General features: G+C 67.8%; 16 protein-coding genes. All 16 read right to left on the bottom strand.

Annotation, left to right across the window (positions count from 1 at the left end):
- On the bottom strand, nucleotides 1-1,089 hold the full coding sequence (locus LZ009_RS12150) for an enoyl-CoA hydratase/isomerase family protein (RefSeq protein WP_275698191.1): 1,089 nt from the start codon (nucleotides 1,087-1,089) through the stop codon (nucleotides 1-3).
- Nucleotides 1,086-1,958, bottom strand: a complete 873-nt coding sequence (locus LZ009_RS12145) for a DMT family transporter (RefSeq protein WP_275698190.1) — start codon at nucleotides 1,956-1,958, stop codon at nucleotides 1,086-1,088. The genes LZ009_RS12150 and LZ009_RS12145 overlap by 4 nt, the downstream gene beginning before the upstream one ends.
- Nucleotides 1,959-2,005: 47 nt before the next feature.
- Nucleotides 2,006-3,832: a translational GTPase TypA gene (gene typA, locus LZ009_RS12140; RefSeq protein WP_275698189.1), complete on the bottom strand. Its 1,827-nt coding sequence runs from the start codon at nucleotides 3,830-3,832 to the stop codon at nucleotides 2,006-2,008.
- Nucleotides 3,829-4,782 (bottom strand): tRNA pseudouridine(55) synthase TruB, encoded by a 954-nt coding sequence (gene truB, locus LZ009_RS12135; protein WP_275698188.1) that lies wholly within the window; start codon nucleotides 4,780-4,782, stop codon nucleotides 3,829-3,831. Before truB ends, typA begins: the two co-directional genes overlap by 4 nt.
- A 3-nt stretch (nucleotides 4,783-4,785) precedes the next feature.
- Nucleotides 4,786-5,154: a 30S ribosome-binding factor RbfA gene (gene rbfA / locus LZ009_RS12130; RefSeq protein WP_275698187.1), complete on the bottom strand. Its 369-nt coding sequence runs from the start codon at nucleotides 5,152-5,154 to the stop codon at nucleotides 4,786-4,788.
- 4 nt (nucleotides 5,155-5,158) lie between these two features.
- On the bottom strand, nucleotides 5,159-8,044 hold the full coding sequence (gene infB / locus LZ009_RS12125) for a translation initiation factor IF-2 (RefSeq protein WP_275698186.1): 2,886 nt from the start codon (nucleotides 8,042-8,044) through the stop codon (nucleotides 5,159-5,161).
- A gap of 19 nt (nucleotides 8,045-8,063) precedes the next feature.
- Nucleotides 8,064-9,566, bottom strand: a complete 1,503-nt coding sequence (gene nusA / locus LZ009_RS12120; protein WP_275698185.1) for a transcription termination factor NusA — start codon at nucleotides 9,564-9,566, stop codon at nucleotides 8,064-8,066.
- Nucleotides 9,563-10,147: a ribosome maturation factor RimP gene (gene rimP, locus LZ009_RS12115; protein ID WP_275698184.1), complete on the bottom strand. Its 585-nt coding sequence runs from the start codon at nucleotides 10,145-10,147 to the stop codon at nucleotides 9,563-9,565. Before rimP ends, nusA begins: the two co-directional genes overlap by 4 nt.
- Nucleotides 10,148-10,275: 128 nt before the next feature.
- On the bottom strand, nucleotides 10,276-10,671 hold the full coding sequence (arfB, locus tag LZ009_RS12110) for an alternative ribosome rescue aminoacyl-tRNA hydrolase ArfB (protein WP_275698183.1): 396 nt from the start codon (nucleotides 10,669-10,671) through the stop codon (nucleotides 10,276-10,278).
- A 5-nt stretch (nucleotides 10,672-10,676) separates the two neighbouring features.
- The gene (locus tag LZ009_RS12105) at nucleotides 10,677-12,284 is read right to left on the bottom strand and encodes an ABC transporter ATP-binding protein (RefSeq protein WP_275698182.1); all 1,608 of its coding nucleotides are present in this window, start codon (nucleotides 12,282-12,284) and stop codon (nucleotides 10,677-10,679) included.
- Nucleotides 12,281-13,384, bottom strand: coding sequence for an ABC transporter permease (locus LZ009_RS12100; RefSeq protein WP_275698181.1), 1,104 nt, complete (start codon nucleotides 13,382-13,384; stop codon nucleotides 12,281-12,283). Before LZ009_RS12100 ends, LZ009_RS12105 begins: the two co-directional genes overlap by 4 nt.
- Nucleotides 13,350-14,369, bottom strand: coding sequence for a microcin C ABC transporter permease YejB (locus tag LZ009_RS12095; RefSeq protein ID WP_275698180.1), 1,020 nt, complete (start codon nucleotides 14,367-14,369; stop codon nucleotides 13,350-13,352). The genes LZ009_RS12100 and LZ009_RS12095 overlap by 35 nt, the downstream gene beginning before the upstream one ends.
- A 3-nt stretch (nucleotides 14,370-14,372) precedes the next feature.
- Nucleotides 14,373-16,205, bottom strand: coding sequence for an extracellular solute-binding protein (locus tag LZ009_RS12090; RefSeq protein WP_275698179.1), 1,833 nt, complete (start codon nucleotides 16,203-16,205; stop codon nucleotides 14,373-14,375).
- Between the two features lie 63 nt (nucleotides 16,206-16,268).
- The gene (locus tag LZ009_RS12085) at nucleotides 16,269-17,063 is read right to left on the bottom strand and encodes a LytR/AlgR family response regulator transcription factor (protein ID WP_275698178.1); all 795 of its coding nucleotides are present in this window, start codon (nucleotides 17,061-17,063) and stop codon (nucleotides 16,269-16,271) included.
- A complete protein-coding gene (locus LZ009_RS12080) occupies nucleotides 17,060-18,304 on the bottom strand; it encodes a sensor histidine kinase (RefSeq protein WP_275698177.1) in 1,245 nt (414 codons plus the stop codon). The genes LZ009_RS12085 and LZ009_RS12080 overlap by 4 nt, the downstream gene beginning before the upstream one ends.
- Nucleotides 18,301-18,609 carry a hypothetical protein gene (locus tag LZ009_RS12075; RefSeq protein ID WP_275698176.1) on the bottom strand — a complete coding sequence of 103 codons (309 nt, stop codon included), beginning with the start codon at nucleotides 18,607-18,609 and terminating at the stop codon, nucleotides 18,301-18,303. The genes LZ009_RS12080 and LZ009_RS12075 overlap by 4 nt, the downstream gene beginning before the upstream one ends.
- Between the last annotated feature and the right edge of the window lie 75 nt (nucleotides 18,610-18,684).

Below are 18,684 nucleotides of genomic sequence, written 5' to 3'. Positions count from 1 at the left end.
TCATTGCAGGCCGCGCAAGGGGTGCGCATGCGCCGGCCACGGACTGGCGAAGAAGGCCTGCACCAGCTCCGGCGTGACCTCCTCGATGCGCGCCGGATTCCACATCGGCGCGTGGTCCTTGTCGACGGCCAGCGCGCGGATGCCTTCGAAAGTCTCGCCGGCGGCGCCGGGCCGCAGGTGGAAGCAATGCCGCACCATGTCGCGCTCCATGCGCAGGTCGTTGGCCAGCGTCATGTGGCGCGCGCGGCGGACATGCTCCAGCGTCACGTGCAGCATCAGCGGCGAACGCTTGCGCAGCAGCTCCGCCGTCTGCGTCGCCCACGGCGTGCCATCGGCTTCGAGGCCGGCCACGATCGCGGCGACCGTGGGCGCGCCGAACAGGCGGTCGATGTCGGGACGCCGCGCCGCCAGTTCGCTGACGGCAGGCGATGCCGCTGCCGCGTGCAGCCGCTCGCGCATGCGGTCGAAGGTCTCCCCGTCCGTCAGGCTGTCCCACAGGGCGGGCAGCTCGCTCGCGGTCACCATCGCGTCGGCCAGGCCCGCGGACAACGCGTCGGCGCCGTTGATCAGGTTGCCCGTGAGCGCAAGGTACTCGCCGATGCGGCCCGGGCAGCGGGCCAGGAACCAGCCGCCCCCCACATCCGGGAACAGGCCGATGTTCGTCTCCGGCATCGCCATCTTCGTGCGCTCGGTTACCAGCCGCAGGCTGCGGTCGCCGCCGTGGGCCGAGATGCCCATGCCGCCCCCCATCACGATGCCGTCGAGGAAGACCACGTAGGGCTTGGGATAGGCGTGGATCAGGTGGTTGAGCGTGTATTCCTCGGTGAAGAAGTCTTCCAGCCGCGGATCGCCGGCCAGCACGGCCTGGTGGAAGAAGCGGATGTCGCCGCCTGCGCAGAAGGCGCCGAACGGGCCTTCTCGGCCCGTGCCCCGCACCGCGACGCGCTCGACGCGCGGGTCGTCGCGCCACTGCAGCAGCGCCGCCGTGAGCGCGCGGATCATGTCCAGCGACAGCGCGTTCAGCGCCTTCGGCCGGTTCAGCGTGACCAGCCCCGCGCTGCCGCGCACCTCACAGACGACTTCACTCATGTCCGCTGCTTCCATCCCACCAGTTCGTTGATCACCAGCGCGCCGATGACGAGCGCGCCGCCCGCCAGCACGGTCTGGCTCGGAATTTCGTCGGCGCCCAGCCAGGCCAGGACGATGCCGAAGATGATCTCCAGCAAGGCCAGCAGCGCGATCTCCGGCGCCTTCAGCACGCGCGCGCAGACCACGGCCAGCGCGCAAGGAATCGCCAGCTGCACCAGGCCCAGCAAGGCCAGCAGCCCGATGTCGTGCGCGGACGCGCGCAAGGGCATGGCCAGCGGCAGCGTCAGCAGCGAGGAGATCACCGCGCCGACCAGCACCGCCGGCACGAGGTCGACGTCCTGGCCCTGCGCATGGGCGCGCTGGGTGACGGTCCAATTGATCGCGCCGGCCAGCGGCACGCACAGCGCCACCAGCGTGCCGGCGAAGCTGCCGCCCTCGATCTGCTCGCCGTACATCCAGGCGATGCCGGCGCCGGCCAGCGCGATGGCGACCCAGGTGCGCAGCGGAATGCGGTGGCCGATGAACAAGCGCGCGATCAGCGCGGTGAGGAAGGGGCCGAGCGCCATCGTCACCAGCACGTTGGCCACGCTCGTCATCGTGAGCGCCACCATGAAGGCGGTGAACATGACGCTCCAGCACAGTCCCGAGAGCCACAGCGCGGCGCCGCCGTGGCGGATCTTGCCGAACACCGCCCTGCCCTGGAAGAACGGCAGGATGACCAGCAGCGAGAGCACGGTGAAGAAGCTGCGCCAGAACGTGACCTCGAAGCTGCGCGCGTGTTCGAGGTGGCGCGTGATGACGCCCGCGATGGACCACATGAGGGTCACCGCGATCATCAGGAACACCGCCTTGGTGTGGGTCAGCTTCATTCTTGTTCTGGGCAAAAAAAAGGCGGGCACCAGGCCCGCCTCGCAGTTTAAGCTGCTTCGCGCAGCGCCCGCTTGCGCTCGTGTTCCTTCAGGTAACGCTTGCGCAGCCGGATCGACTTGGGCGTGATCTCGACCAGCTCGTCGTCCTCGATGAACTCCACGCCGTATTCCAGCGTGAGGTCGATCGGGGGCGTGACCTTGATCGCGTCTTCCTTGCCGGAGACGCGGAAGTTGGTCAGCTGCTTGGTGCGCGTCGCGTTGACGACCAGGTCGTTGTCGCGGTTGTGCACGCCGACGATCATGCCTTCGTACACCGGGTCGTTCGCCTTCACGAACATGCGGCCGCGGTCGTCCAGCTTGCCCAGCGCGTAGGTGAAGATCTCGCCGTCGTCCATCGAGATCAGCACGCCGTTCTTGCGGCTGGCGATCTCGCCCTTGTACGGCTCGTAGCCGTCGAAGATGTTGGAGATCAGGCCGGAACCGCGCGTGAGGTTCAGGAACTCGTTGGTGAAACCGATCAGGCCGCGGGCCGGGATGCGGTACTCGAGGCGCACGCGGCCGCGGCCGTCCGGCTCCATGTTCACCAGCTCGCCCTTGCGCTCGCCCAGCGCCTGCATCACGCCGCCCTGGTGCTGGTCCTCGATGTCGGCCGTCACCAGCTCGATCGGCTCGTGGCGCTCGCCATTGACGGTCTTGAAGACGACGCGCGGCTTCGACACCGCGAGTTCGTAGCCTTCGCGGCGCATGTTCTCCACCAGGATGGTCAGGTGCAGTTCGCCGCGGCCCATCACCTCGAACACGCCTTCTTCGTCGGTCTCGGCGACGCGCAGGGCGACGTTCGACTGCAGTTCCTTCTGCAGGCGGTCCCAGATCTGGCGGCTGGTGACGAACTTGCCTTCGCGGCCGGCCAGCGGGCTGGTGTTGACGCAGAAGTTCATGGTCAGCGTGGGCTCGTCGACCTTCAGCATCGGCAACGGCGCCGGGTTGGCCGGGTCGGTCACGGTCACGCCGATGCCGATTTCCTCGATGCCGTTGATCAGCACGATGTCGCCGGGGCCGGCTTCCTTGACCTGCACGCGGGTCAGGCCTTCGAAGGTCAGCACCTGGTTGACCTTGCCCTTGACCGTCTTGCCGTCCGGGCCTTCCATGACCAGCACGTCCATCATCGGGCGGATCGTGCCCTGGTTGACGCGGCCCACGCCGATGCGGCCGACGAAGCTGGAGTAGTCCAGCGCGGAAATCTGCAGCTGCAGCGGGGCGGCCGGGTCGCCTTCGTGCTGGGGCACGTGCGCCAGGATGGTGTCGAACAGGGCCGACATGTCCGGGCCCCACTGCTCGCCGGGCGCGCCTTCGGTCATCGAGGACCAGCCGTTGATGCCCGAGGCGTAGACCACCGGGAAGTCCAGCTGTTCGTCGGTGGCGCCGAGCTTGTCGAACAGGTCGAAGGCGGCGTTGATCACCTTGTCGGGGTTGGCGCCCGGCTTGTCGACCTTGTTCACCACCAGGATCGGACGCAGGCCGAGGGCCAGCGCCTTCTTGGTGACGAAGCGCGTCTGCGGCATCGGGCCTTCCTGGGCGTCGATCAGCAGCACCACGCCGTCGACCATCGACAGCGCGCGCTCGACTTCGCCGCCGAAGTCCGCGTGGCCGGGGGTGTCGACGATGTTGATGTGCGTGCCCTTCCAGGACACGGCGCAGTTCTTGGCCAGGATGGTGATGCCGCGCTCGCGCTCGATGGCGTTGTTGTCCATCACCGTGTCGACCACCTTCTCGTGGTCGGCGAAGGTGCCGGACTGGCGCAGCAGCTGGTCCACCATGGTGGTCTTGCCGTGGTCGACGTGGGCGATGATGGCGATGTTTCGGATTTGCGTCATACGTTCTCTGGCTCGGTCGCGCCGAGGATTTGCTGGATTTCTAGGGGGCTCAGGAGCCGGGAAGGGATGAGCTCCCCGGCCTTGACGTGGGCGGTGCCCAGGAGCGCCGGCGGCGCCTCCCCGAACACTGCGGCTTGTTCGGCATCCGCCCAGGCGCCGCGCCTGCGCAGCCCGCTCAGGAAGCGGCCTGCATCTTCCGTGCCCAGCGTGACACGGGTGTGTCCGGGCAACAGGGATTCCACCGGCAACAGCCGGGCCATACGGTCTGACTCCGCCAGGGCCTCGAGTTCCCCCAGCGTGACGCATTCCGTCACGCCGAAGGGCCCGGTGGCAATTCTTCGCAGCGAAACCAGGTGCGCGCCGCAACCGAGCGCCGCACCGATGTCTTCGCCCAGGGTCCGGATGTAGGTCCCCTTGCTGACCTTGGCGACGATGCGCAGCAGCGCCGGGCCCACCAGGGCCAGCTGCAGCGAGAAGATCGTGACGTTGCGCGCGGCCCGTTCCACCTCGATGCCGGCCCGCGCGTATTCGTACAAGGCCTTGCCGTCCTTCTTCAGGGCGCTGGTCATCGGGGGCACTTGCGAGATCGGACCGGTGAATTGCGCCTGCACTTCGGCCAGGCGCTCCGGCGTGATCGTGGGCACGTCGCGCCGCGCTATCACTTCGCCTTCGGAATCCCCGCTCGCGGTGCGCACGCCGAGTTGCGCCACCGCTTCATAGGTCTTGTCGGCGTCCAGGTGCAGCTGGCTGAACTTGGTCGCCGCGCCGAAGCACAGCGGCAGCACGCCGGTGGCCATCGGGTCGAGGGTGCCGGTGTGGCCGGCCTTTTCCGCCCGCAGCAGCCACTTGGCCTTCTGCAGTGCGTCGTTGCTGGAAAGACCCAGCGGCTTGTCGAGCAGCAACACCCCATGCACAGGGCGCCGCTGCACCCTGGTGCGTGGCGCGTTCACGGGCTACTCCTCCTTGGAACGGGAGGAGACCGCCTTGGCGATCAGGGCGTTCATGTCGGCCGCACGCTCGGTGGTGCGGTCGAACTGGAAATGGAGCGTCGGCACGGTGTGGATGTGCAGGCGCTTGAAGAGGTGGTTGCGCAGGAAGCCGGCCGCCTGGTTCAAGGCGGCCGTCGTTTCCTCCGGGTCGCCCACCAGCAGGCTGAAGAACACCTTGGCGTGCGCGTAATCCGGCGTCACTTCCACGGCGTTGATCGTCACCATCCCCACCCGCGGGTCCTTCAGTTCGCGCGCGATGATCTCCGCCAGATCGCGCTGGATCTGGTCGGCGACCTTGAAGCCGCGGTTGGGGGTGGCTGCCTTGCGTTTCACGGGATTACAGCGTCCGGGCGATTTCCTTGACTTCGAAGAATTCGAGCTGGTCGCCTTCCTTGATGTCGTTGTAGTTCTTCAGCTTGATGCCGCACTCGAAGCCTTCCTTGACTTCGCGCACGTCGTCCTTCACGCGCTTCAGGGACTCCAGCTCGCCGGTGTAGATCACGACGTTGTCGCGCAGCAGGCGGAAATGCGCGCTGCGGGTGACGACGCCGGAGGTGACCATGCAACCCGCGACCGTGCCGATCTTGGACGCCACGAACACGGTGCGGATCTCGGCCGAGCCGATGACCTCTTCGCGCTTTTCCGGGGCCAGCATGCCCGACATCGCCGCCTTCAGTTCATCCACGGCGTCGTAGATGATGTTGTAGTAGCGGATGTCGATGCCGTTGCCTTCGGCCAGCTTGCGCGCGCCCGAATCGGCCCGCACGTTGAAGCCGATGATCAGCGCCTTGGAGGCGATGGCCAGGTTGACGTCGGACTCGCTGATGCCGCCCACGCCCGCATAGACCATCTGCACCCGGACCTCTTCGGTCGAGAGCTTCAGCAGCGACTGCGCCAGCGCTTCCTGCGAACCCTGCACGTCGGCCTTGATGATGATCGGCACCGTCTTGACCGCGCCCGCCGTCATGTCGGAGAACATGTTCTCCAGCTTGGCGGCCTGCTGCTTGGCCAGCTTGGTGTTGCGGAACTTGCCCGCGCGGTAGGTCGCGATTTCGCGCGCGCGGCGCTCGTCGGTCATCACCATGAACTCGTCGCCCGCCTGCGGCACTTCGGTCAGGCCCTGGATCTCCACCGGGATGGAGGGACCCGCGGACTTGATGGTCTTGCCGTTCTCGTCCAGCATGGCGCGCACGCGGCCGAAGGTCTGGCCGGCCAGCACCACGTCGCCGGTCTTCAGCGTGCCGGATTGCACCAGCACGGTGGCGACCGGGCCGCGGCCCTTGTCCAGCTGCGCTTCGATCACGAGGCCCTTGGCCATCGATTCGACCGGCGCCTTCAGTTCCAGCACTTCGGCCTGCAGCAGCACCTGCTCCAGCAGGTCGTCCACGCCCTGGCCCGTCTTGGCGGACACCGGCACGAACGGCGACTCGCCGCCGTACTCTTCGGGCACGACTTCCTCGGCCACCAGTTCCTGCTTGACGCGGTCGGTGTTGGCATCGGGCTTGTCGATCTTGTTGATCGCCACGACGATGGGAACGCCCGCCGCCTTCGCGTGCTTGATGGCTTCCTTCGTCTGCGGCATCACGCCGTCGTCGGCCGCCACCACCAGGATGACGATGTCGGTCGCCTGGGCGCCGCGCGCACGCATGGCGGTGAACGCCTCGTGGCCCGGGGTGTCCAGGAAGGAGATCATGCCGCGCGGCGTTTCGACGTGGTAGGCGCCGATGTGCTGCGTGATGCCGCCCGCTTCGCCCGCCGCCACCTTGGCGCGGCGGATGTAGTCCAGCAGCGAGGTCTTGCCGTGGTCGACGTGGCCCATGACGGTCACGACCGGCGCGCGCGGCAGCGATTCGGCCGTCTGCTGGCCGACATCTTCCTCGGTGAAGGCTTCCGGATCGTCCAGGGCCGCGGTCACGGCCTTGTGGCCCATTTCCTCGACCACGATCATGGCCGTGTCCTGGTCCAGCGACTGGTTGATGGTGACCAGCTGGCCCATCTTCATCAGCGACTTGATGACCTCGGACGCCTTGATCGCCATCTTGTGGGCGAGCTCGGCCACCGTGATGGTTTCCGGCACGTGCACTTCGAGCACGCGCGCTTCGACCGGTGCGGCCTGCGAATGGTCGTCGCGGTCGCCGCGGTGGTCCTTGCGGCCGCCACGCGGGCCGCCGCGCCAGTTGTTGCGGCCGACCCCGCCGGACGCATCGCCGCGGGTCTTGATTTCCTTCTTCTTCGCCGGATCGTTGGCCCAGCTGGAGGACAGCTTGGCCGACTTCACTTCCTTGCCGGCGCCGGGGCCGGCGGGAGCGGCGGCGGGCGCGGCACCGGGGCGCGGCGCTTGCGCCGGCGGCTTGTGCAGCGTGCCCTTGACGCCCGGCTTGCCGGGTTCCGGTGCCTTCGCGACCGGCTTCTCGGGAGCCTTGGCGACGAGCACCTTCTTGGGGGTGCTCATCATCGAACGGATGGCGGCGGCTTCGGCCTCGGCCTTGCGGCGGCGCTCGCCCAGGTCGCGGGCGCGGGCGGCCTCTTCGTCGGCGCGGGCCTTCGATTCGGCGGCGGCCTTCTCGCGGGCCTCGGTGGCGGCCTTGTCGCGTGCTTCGGCCTGCGCCTTGGCGACGGCCTGGGCGGCTTCGGCTTCGGCGGCCTTGGCGGCGCTGGCACCGGCCTGCGCGTTTTCCTTGGCTTCGGCGTAGGCACGGGCGCGCTCTTCCGCGGCACGCTCGGCCTCGGCGATGCGCTCGCGTGCTTCCTGCTCTTCGCGTTCCTTGCGCTTGGCGGCCAGCTCTTCTTCCTGGCGGCGGATCAGCTCGGCCTGGCGGCGTGCTTCTTCCTCGCGCTTGGCCAGTTCGGCCTGGTCGGCGGCGGGCGGCGCCGGCGGCTCGGCGGGGCCTTCGGACTCGACGACGGCCGTGTCCGAGCCTTCGTCACGCTTGACGAAGGTGCGCTTCTTGCGCACTTCCACCTGGATCGTGCGGGCCTTGCCGGTGGCATCGGCCTGCTTGATCTCGCTGGTGGACTTCTTCACCAGGGTGATCTTCTTGCGCTCGGGCGTGGCGGTGCCGTGGCTGGCCTGGAGGTAACCCAGCAGCTTCTGCTTGTCCGCGTCGGAGAGGGCATCGGTCGGGGCGGACTTGGCCACGCCGGCGCTCTTCAGCTGCTCGAGCAGCGTCTCCGGGGATTTCTTGAGTTCGCTTGCGAACTCGGCGACGGTGGTACTGGACATGTGTTCTCGGTTCCTCCCATCACTCATGCGCGGCCGTTGCCGCGGCGCCGGTGAACCAATGTTCGCGCGCCTTCATGATCAGGGTCTTGGCCTCGTCCGCGGACTGGCCCGTGATATCCGTAAGTTCGTCGACGGCCAGGTCGGCCAGCTCGTCGCGGGTGTGCACGTTGGCATCGGCCAGCTTGGCGATCAGCTGGGGCGTCAGGCCTTCCAGGTCGCGCAGGTCCTGCGAGACCTCCTCGACGCTTTCCTCGCGGGCGATTTCCATCGTCAGCAGGGCGTCCTTGGCACGCGTGCGCAGCTCGTTGACCGTGTCCTCGTCGAAGGACTCGATCTCCAGCATCTCCGAGATGGGGACGTAAGCCACTTCTTCCAGGCTGGTGAAGCCCTCGACGATCAGGATGTCGGCGATTTCCTCGTCGACGTCCAGCTTTTCCATGAACAGCGAGCGGATCGTGGACTGCTCTTCGGCCTGCTTCTGCGCCGACTCGTTGGCATCCATGATGTTGATCTTCCAGCCGGTCAGCTCGGACGCCAGGCGCACGTTCTGGCCGCCGCGGCCGATGGCGATGGCGAGGTTTTCCTCGTCGACCACCACGTCCATGGCGTGCTTCTCTTCGTCCACCACGATCGAGGACACGTTGGCCGGGGCCAGCGCGCCGATCACGAACTGCGCCGGGTCTTCCGACCACAGCACGATGTCGACGCGCTCGCCGGCCAGTTCGTTGGTGACCGCGTTGACGCGCGAGCCGCGCACGCCGACGCAGGTGCCGATCGGGTCGACGCGCTTGTCGTGCGAGACCACGGCGATCTTGGCGCGCGAACCCGGGTCGCGGGCGCAGCTCTTGATCTCCAGCAGGCCCTGCTCGATCTCGGGCACTTCCTGGCGGAACAGCTCGATCATGAACTCGGGCGCCGCGCGCGACAGGATGATGGGCGCGCCGCGCAGCGTCAGGTCCACTTCCATGATCATGGCGCGGACGCGGTCGCCGTTGCGCAGGTTTTCCTTGGGGATCATCTCGCCGCGGCGCAGGCGCCCCTCGACGCGGCCGCTCTCGACGATGATGTCGCCCTTGTCCATGCGCTTGACGGTGCCCACGAAGATCTTGTCGCCGCGCGACATGAAGTCGTTCAGCAGCATCTCGCGCTCGGCGTCGCGGATCTTCTGCAGGATCACCTGCTTGGCGGCCATGGCGCCGATGCGGCCGATCGGCACCGACTCGATGCCTTCCTCGATGTACTCGCCCTCTTCCACGTCGGCGACGCGTTCCTTGGCGTCCATCAGCAGCTCTTCGGCGTCGGGGTTCTGCAGGCCCGCGGTGTCGGGCACCACCAGCCAGCGGCGGAAGGTCTCGTAGTTGCCGCTGTCGCGGTCGACCGCGACGCGGATGTCCACCTCGCCCTGGTACAGCTTCTTGGTGGCCTGGGCCAGGGCAGCCTCGACGGCGCCGAACACCACGTCACGCTCGACGTTCTTCTCGCGCGAGATGGCATCCACCAGCATCAACAGTTCGCGATTCATTTCCCTTGCTCCTGAACCCCGGCGCGCTTGCGCCCCTTGAAATCCACAATCGGTGCCAGCCGTGCTTCCTTGAGCTCGTCCAGCGTGAAACCCAGGACCTGCAGCGTGGCAGGCTCCTTCTTCTTTTTCGAGACCCGCGCGCCGGGCGCGGGTTCCGGCTCGTCGCTCCAGGTGAGCTGCCAGCCGGTGTCGGCGCGTTCCAGCGTGCCGCGGAACTTGCGGCGGTTGGCGGCCACCTGGCCCTGCGCCGCCGCGCCCATCGGCGCCTTCAGCGTGAGGTCGACCACCTCGCCGACGTAGCGCTCGAAGTCGCGCTCATTGCGTAACGGCCGGTCGATGCCCGGCGATGACACTTCCAGGCGCTTGTATTCGACCTCTTCCACTTCCAGCGTGTACTGCAGCTGGCGGGTGACGCGCTCGCAATCCTCGACGTTCACGAAGCGCTCCACACCGCCCTCGCTCGCGGGCTCCCAGGGGAAATCGATCGTCACGCGCAAAGTGCCCCCGGCGGAACGTTCGAGTTCCACCAGTTCGTAGCCGAGGCCGGCCACGGTGGTCGTGACGATGTCGATCAGTGCCAATTAGTTGCGTTTCGCTTCTGGAAGCCAAAAAAAACGGGCGGTGATTACCCGCCCGTTTGGTCGTGAAGACAGTATTGTAAGGGTTTACGCCTTGACTCGCAAGCGATCAGGGGCAATTGCCGGCAGGGTCACAGCACCTTGGAACGCAGCGTCTTCACTTGGGAGCGCAGGCTCTTGCTTTCAAGACGCCGCTGCCGGGAAGCCTTGGTCGGCCCTGTCGGCCGCCGCACCCTGGGCGGCTGAGCCACGCTGTCGACCAGCTCCTGCAGCCGGCCCAGCGCCTCGGCCCGGTTCATGTCCTGGCTGCGGTGCGTCTGGGCCTTGATCACCAGCACGCCGTCGCGCGTGATGCGCTGGTCGGCCAGTGCCAGCAGGCGCTCCTTGTGGTCCTCGGGCAAGGAGGATTTCCGGATGTCGAAGCGCAGGTGGATGGCGCTGGAGACCTTGTTGACGTTCTGGCCGCCCGCGCCCTGGGCGCGCATGGCCGTCAGTTCCACTTCCTGCTCGGGAATGACGGTCGCCATGCGGATCAGGCGGCAGCAGCCACCAGGGTCTGGGTGTAGGCGTTGCGCGGGCGTTCCAGCACTTCCTCGACGGAGCCGGATTCCAGCACCTGGCCGTCCTTCATCACCAGCACGTCGTGCGCCATGGCGCGGATCACGTCCACGTCGTGGGTGATCAGCAGGTAGCTCAGCCCTTTTTCGCGCTGCAGCTTCTGCAGCAGCTTCAGCACCTGCTGCTGGATGGTGACGTCCAGCGCACTGGTCGGTTCGTCCAGGATCAGCACCGAAGGCTCGACGATCAGCGCGCGCGCGATCGCCAGGCGCTGCCGCTGGCCGCCGGAGAACTCGTGCGGATAGCGCTGCAGCAGGCCGGGGAACTGCCGCTCGGTCAGGCCGACGTCGTGCAGGGTCTGGACGACCCGCTCACGCCGCTGGGCGACGCTGAGCTCGGGGTGGTGCACCAGCAGGCCCTCGCCCACGATCTCCTCCACCGTCATGCGGGGCGAGAGCGAGGAGAACGGGTCCTGGAACACCACCTGCACCAGGCGGCGGATCGCCTTGTTGCCGGCGGCGTCCGGGCCCCAGCGGCGATCGACGACGTCCAGGTCGCCTTTGTGCGGGATCAGGCCCAGGGCGGCCATGGCCAAGGTGGACTTGCCCGAGCCGGACTCGCCGACCACTCCCAGGGTGCGCCCGGGACGCATCGTGAAGTCCGCGCCCTTGACAGCGCGGAACTCGCCCTTGCGGAACCAGCCGCGGAAGCCCGGCAGCTTGGTCGCGTAGCCGACCTGCAGGTCCTTGGCCTGCATCACGGGCGCTGCATCGGCGCCGGCGCCTTCGACCACGTCGCGCTCGGGCCGGCTGTGGATCAGCTTGCGGGTGTACGGATGCTGCGGGTTGGCGAAGATCTCTTCGACCGCGCCCTGCTCCACCAGGTGGCCGTTCTCCATCACCGCCACGCGGTCGGCGAACTTGCGCACCAGGTTCAGGTCGTGCGTGATCAGCAGCATGGCCATGCCGTTGCGCTGCTGGATGTCGTGCAGCAGCTCGAGGATCTGCCCGCGCAGCGTCACGTCGAGCGCCGTCGTCGGTTCGTCGGCCAGCAGCAGGCGCGGCCGCGCGGCGAGCGCCATGGCGATCATGGCGCGCTGGCGCTGGCCGCCGGAGAGCTGGTGCGGGAAGGCCTGCGCCCGCCGCTCCGGCTCGGGGATGCCGGTGTCGCGCAGGGCCGCGATGGCGCCATCCCAGGCTTCGCGCGTGGTCAGGCCGTCCTTCAGCTGCAGCACCTCGGCAATCTGGTCGCCCACCGTGTACAGCGGGTTCAAGGCCGTCATCGGCTCCTGGAAGATCATCGCGATGTCGCGCCCGCGGATCGCGCGCAGCTCGCGCTCGGGCAGCTTGAGCAGGTCGCGCCGGCCGCCGTGCTCGGCACCGGCGTCGAACATCGCGCTACCGGTCACCGTGCCGTTCTGCACCAGGCCCAGCAGGCTGAGCGCGCTGACGGTCTTGCCCGAGCCCGACTCGCCCACCAGGGCCAGCTTCTCGCCGGGCGCCAGGTGGAAGCCGATGCCGCGCACGACTTCCTTGCCGCCGAAGGCGACCCGCAGGTCCTTCACCTCGAGGAGATTGCTCACTGGTCGGCCTTTCGCGGGTCGAGGGCGTCGCGCAAGGCGTCGCCCATGAAGGTCAGCAGCAGCAGCGTCATCACCAGCACCAGGAAAGCGAAGATCGCGATCCACCAGGTGTCCAGGTTCTGCTTGCCCTGGCTCAGGAGTTCGCCCAGCGAGGGCGTTCCGGGCGGGACGCCGAGGCCGAGGAAGTCCAGCGAGGTCAGCGCCAGGATGGCCGCGCTCATGCGGAACGGCAGGAAGGTCACCACCGGCGTCATCGAGTTCGGCAGGATGTGGCGCCACATGATGCGGCCGTTGCCCACGCCGAGCGCCCGGGCCGACTTCACGTATTCCATCTGCCGGTTGCGCAGGAACTCGGCGCGCACGTACTGCGAGAGGCCGGTCCAGCCGAACAGGCTCAGCAGGATCAGCAGCAGCCCCACGCTGGGCGTGAAGATGGCGCTGAAGATGATCAGCAGGTACAGCTCCGGCATCGACTCCCAGATCTCGATGAAGCGCTGGAAGGCCAGGTCGGTGCGGCCGCCGAAGAAGCCCTGGATCGCGCCCGAGATCACGCCCAGCACGACGCCGATGGCCATCAGCGACACCCCGAACAGCACGTTGAGGCGGAAGCCGTAAAGCAGCTGCGCGAGCAGGTCGCGCCCGCGCTCGTCGGTGCCCAGCCAGTTCATCGCCGAGGGCGGCGCCGGGAACGGGTCCGGGTTGTAGTACGAGATGGTTCTGGAGCCGTAGCGATTGAGCGTGTAGAGCGCGAAGTTGTCGCCCGAGGTGATGCGCCGGTTGAGGTCCGGGTTCAGGTAGTCGGCGGGCGACGGGAAGTCGCCGCCGAAAGTGGTCTCCGGATACTCCTTCACCATCGGGAAGTAGTAGTGGCCGTCGTAGCGCACCACGATCGGCTTGTCGTTGGAGAGCAGTTCCGCGAACAGGCTCATGGCCACCAGCACGCAGAAGATCACCAGGCTGGTGAAGCCCAGGCGGTTGCGGCGGAAGCGGCGCCAGGCGCGCGCCGCCGGGCTCTGCGACACGCTGACGACGACGGGGGGTTCGGTCTGGCCGACCGGGATGGCTTCAATCGAACTTGACACGGGGGTCGACCCAGACATAACTCAGATCCGAAATCAGCTTGGTGACGAGGCCGATCAGCGTGAAGACGAACAGCGAGCCGAGCACGACGGGATAGTCGCGGCGGATGATGCTCTCGTAGCTGAGGAGGCCCAGGCCGTCGAGCGAGAACAGCGTCTCGATCAGCAGCGCGCCGGTGAAGAAGGCGCCGATGAAGGCGGCGGGAAAGCCCGTGAGGATGGGGATCAGGGCGTTGCGGAACACGTGCTTCCACAGCACGCGCCGCTCGCTCAGTCCCTTGGCGCGGGCCGTCAGCACGTACTGCTTGCGGATCTCCTCGAGGAAGGAGTTCTTGGTCAGCATGCTGGTGACGGCAAAGCTGCCCAGCACCATCGCCGTGACCGGCATGGTGATGTGCCACAGGTAGTCGGTGATCTTGCCGGCCCAGCTCAGTTCGTCCCAGTTCACGGAAGTCAGGCCGCGCAGGGGGAACCAGTTCAGCTGGCCGCCGAACACCACCAGCAGCACGACGCCGAGCACGAAGCCCGGGATCGCGTAGCCGATCAGCACGAGGACGGTGGTGACGAAGTCGAAGCGCGAACCCGCCCGCACCGCCTTCGCCACCCCCAGGGGCACGGCGATCAGGTAGCTGATGAAGAAGGTCCACAGGCCCAGGCTGATCGACACCGGCAGCTTTTCCAGGATCAGTTGCGCCACCGGCTTGTTCTGGAAGAAGCTCTTGCCCAGGTCGAAGCGCGCGTACTGGCCCAGCATCTTGAAGAAGCGCTCGGTGGGCGGCTTGTCGAAGCCGTACAGCGCCTTGATCTGCTCGATGCGTTTCGGGTCCACGCCCAGCCCGCCGCGGTAGGCGGAGGTGTCGCCGCCGCCTTGCACGCGGCGCGCTTCGGCCATGTACTGCTCCACCGGCCCGCCCGGCACGAACTGCGTGACGACGAAGGTGATGAGCAGCACGCCCAGCAGGGTCGGAAGCATCAGGAGGATGCGCTTGAAGATGTAGGCGGCCATGTCTTACTTGCTCGTCTTCGGCGGCATGCGGGCCCACCAGGTCGTCATGAACCAGTCCATGTAGGGCACGCCTTCCGGCGGATAGGCCGGCACCACGGCAGGGCGTTGCAGCTTCCAGTCGCTGTAGGCGATGCGGCGGCTCGCGGAAGTCCAGGCCGGCAGCAGGTAGTGGCCGTGCGCGATCACGCGGTCCAGCGCGCGGCAGGTGGCCTGGAAGTCTTCCCGGTTGTCCACCTGAGACAGGCGCGCCACCAGGCCGTCGATCGCGGGACTCTTGATGCCGCCGTAGTTGCCCGAGCCGGGCACGTCGGCGGCCTTGCTGCCGAACAGGTCGGCGTAGTCGGAGCCGGGAAAGTGGGTGCCCGGGAAGGAGATGCTGAGCATCTCGAAGTTGTTCGACTCCAGGCGCTGCTGCCAGAGCGCGAAGTCCACCTCGCGCAGCTTGAAGTCGATGCCCAGTTGTTCGAGGGCGCGCCGCCAGGCGGCGGTGGTGGTGGCGCCACGGGCCTCGGTGCTGTCCAGGAATTCGATGGTGAAGGCTTCGCCCTGGGCGTTGCGCAGGGCGCCGTCCTTGTAGACCCAGCCGGCCTGTGCCAGCAGCTCGCGCGCCTTCAGCAGGTTGGCGCGCAGCGAATTGGGCGGATCGGTGCGCGGAGGCACCGCCATGGTGCCGAAGGCCTCGGGCGGCAGGCTGGAGCGATAGGGCTCCAGCAGCGCGAGTTCCTTGGGCGACGGCATGCCGTTGGCTTCGCACTCGGTGTTGCCGAACACGCCTTTCACGCGCTTGTAGGCACCGCGGAACAGGTGGACGTTCATCCACTCGTAATCCATCGCCAGCTCCAGCGCCATGCGCACCCTGCGGTCGGCGAACTTCGGCAGCCGCACGTTCAGCACGTAGCTGTAGAAGCCGTCCGGCAGCTTGTGCTGGAAGTTCATCTTGACCAGCTCGCCGCTCTCGATCCGCTTGCCGGTGAGGCGCCGGCTCCAGTCGCCGGCGGAGAAGAACTGCATCAGGTCGAACTCGCCCGCCTTCAGCGCTTCCAGCTGCGCCGTGTTGTCGCGGTAGATCTTGATCGTGATCTTGTCGAAGTTGTTCATGCCCCGCCGCGCCGGCAGGTTGCGGCCCCAGTAGTTGGGGTCGCGCACGAAGGTCACGTCCTTGCCGAAGCGCACCGGGCCGATCTTGTAGGGGCCGGTGGCGATGGGCGTTTCCATCACGATCTGGTCGAACTGCTTGGTCTTGCCGTTCTCCATGCCCCACTTCGGGGAGAAGACCGGCAGGCCGCCAACCGTGAGCGGCAGCTGGCGGTCCGGCTTCTTGAAGCGGAAGCGGATCGTGCGTTCATCGACCACGTCGGCGCCGGCGACGTCGGCCAGCAGGGTCGCATACGAGGGCGTGGCGTACTTGGAGATCAGCGTCTCGTAGCTGTACTTCACGTCGGACGCCTTGACCGGGTCGCCGTTGTGGAAGCGCGCCTCGGGCCGCAGGCGGAAGGTGGCCGACAGCAGGTCGGGGGGCACCGTCACGTCCTCGGCCAGCAGGCCGTAGCCGGCGCCGACCTCGTCCATCGCGCCCGTGAGCAGGCTTTCGAACAGCAGGTCGGCGACGAAGGACGGCGCGTTGCCCCGCAGCGTGTACGGGTTGTACTTGTCGAAGGTGGAGATGCGCGAGCCGGCCACCATCTTCAGCTCGCCGCCCTTGGGGGCGTCGGGGTTGACGTACGCAAAGGCCTTGAAATCGGGCGGGTACTTCAGGTCCCCCCATACGCCGTAGCCGTGGGCTCCCCACGCGGCGGGCCCGGCAAGCAGCAGGGCCCCTAGGAACAGGAATCGCATGGACGGCGATTGTGCCGAGTTTTTGCGGCTTTTCAGTCGCGGGCCCGTCGGGCTTTCCCGCAATCAGCTCGAACGGAACAAATGCGCGAAGCTGCGGCTGACCTCCAGCACCTCGGGGAAGTCGCGCAGGTGCACCCGCTGGCGGCCGTCGTCGTCGCGCGTCACCGCCTCCACCGCCGCGAGATTCACGACCGCGGAGCGATGCACCTGGCAGAACTGGTTGGGGTCCAGCTGCGGCAGCAGCTCGCGGATCGGCGTGCGGATGAAGCCTTCCTGGGTGCGGGTCTGCACGCGGGTGTACTTCTCGTCCGAGCGGAAGAACAGGATGTCGTTGATGTCGAACATCCGCGTGGTCGAGCCGGCCGTGCAGCGCACCCAGCGCAGCGGCTGCACCGACGCCGGCGTGTCGATGCCGCGCTGCAGCTTCGCCAGCCTCTCCAGCAGCGCGTCCAGCGCCGGCTCGCTCGCCGGGGCCGGCGGCGCCGCCAGCCGCGCCTTCACGCGCTGCACGGTCTGCGCCAGCCGCTGCGCCTCGGCGGGTTTCAGCAGGTAGTCGATGGCGCCCTGCTCGAACGCCTCCACCGCGTATTCGTCGTAAGCCGTCACGAAGACGATCTCGCCCTGCCAGTCCGGCAGCGCGAGGATCTCGCTGGCAGCCTCGATGCCGGTCATGCCCGGCATGCGGATGTCCAGGAAGATCACGTCGGGACGCAGCTCCTCGGCGAGCGCAAGCGCCTCGCGGCCGTCGCGCGCCTCGCCGACGATCTCCAGCTCCGGCCAGACCTGGCCCAGGCGCGAGCGCAGCTGCTCGCGCAGCAGGCGCTCGTCGTCGGCGATCACCGCCCGCGGTGCCGTCACGCCGCCTGCTCCCGCGGCTCGGCCTTGCCGGCTTCCTCGGCGGCGGCGCCCGGCTTGTAGGGCACGCCGATGGTGACGGCGGTGCTCTCGCCCTCGTCGCTCACCAGCGTCAGGCGGCCCTTGCCCGGATACAGCATCGCCAGGCGCTCGCGGATGTTCTGCAGGCCGATGCCGGTGCCCGGCCGCGGTTCGACCAGCTGCTCGTGGTCGATCAGGCCCACGCCGGTGTCGCGCACTTCCACCCACAGCATGCCGCGCTGCTGGCGGGCGCTGATCGTGATCCTGCCGCCCTCCGGTTTGGGCTCGATGCCGTGCTTGACGGCGTTTTCCACCAGCGACTGCAGCATCATGGGCGGGAAGTCGGCGGCCTCCAGTTCGGACGGCACCTCCACCGCGATCTCCAGCCGCTCCTCGATGCGCATCTTGATCAGGTCCAGGTAGGAGCGCACCAGCCGCAGCTCGCGGCCCAGCGTGGACGACTCCTGCCGCATCTGCGGCAACGCGCCGCGCAGGTAGGTGATCAGCTTCTTCTGCATCTGGCTGGCGCGCGGCGGATCGGTCTCGATCAGGTAGTCCACGGCAGCCAGCGTGTTGAACAGGAAATGCGGCTCCACCTGCGCCTGCAGCACCTGCAGGCGGGCCTGCACCAGCTGGCGCTCCATGGCCTCGCGGCTGGCGACGTCCTGCGCCGACCGCACCTTGGCGTCGGCCTGCGCGACCCGCCGCACCACGATCTTCGCGGCGGCGAGATAGGCGAACAGCACGATCATCGCGGTGGTGCCGAGGTCGCCGAGGAAACCGCGGAAGGTGTAGATCTTGCGGGCGACGATGTCGGTGTCCTCGTCGTCGTCCGCATTGGGATTCGGATTCGGATTCGGATTCGGGTTCGGGTTGGGATTCGGCCCGGTGTCCTCGTTGTCCGCTTCGGGCTTGCCGTCGGCGCCGATCTTCGGCCCGGGCGCCGTGTCCGTCCGGCGGTGGCCGCGCTGGGTGACCGTGATGCCGTTCGGGCCGCCGATGGTGACGACCACCGGTTCCTTGTTGCTGGCCGAACGCACGATGCGGTCGTGCTTGAGGTTGAGCGTCTCGACGACCAGGTTGCCGGCAATGATGACCAGCAGGAACAGCAGGGAGAGGCGCCACCAGGACAGCGAAGCCGCCCACTCGGCCACCTGGGCGTTGGCCTGGCGCAACCAGCTCAGCAGGGAGGTGCCACGGATTTTCGCTTGCGGTTCCGTCATTGGTGCAGGTTAGCAGCCGGCGAACCGGCGGCACAGTCGGTGCGGCTGGCCGAAGCCAGCGCGGTGGTCACGGGCAGGAAGCCGTCGGCGCGGGCGACGACCAGCACCGGCGGCAGCGTGAAGCTGTTCGCCAGGGTGCGCTCGGCGGCTTCGGCCGCTTCGGCGGCGCGCAGCTTGCCCGTCTTGTCCAGGGGCTCGCCGGTCAGCCAGCAGGCCAGGACCAGCGTGGTGGCCGCGACCAGCACGGCACCTTGCAGTCCGCCATCCAGCCAGGTGGGCAGCAGCGGGGTGTCGAACTTGTTCATCGTTCCTTCTCCAGCGGGCCACCGCGGCCCGTGGAGAGGAATGTAGGCAGCGCCCGCCGCCAGCGCAGCCGGGAT

Source organism: Ramlibacter paludis (assembly GCF_022012305.1).
GTDB classification, from domain to species: Bacteria; Pseudomonadota; Gammaproteobacteria; order Burkholderiales; family Burkholderiaceae_C; genus Ramlibacter; species Ramlibacter paludis.
The sequence above is the reverse complement of the archived record's forward strand: the minus strand, read 5'-3'. Positions and strand labels throughout refer to the sequence as shown.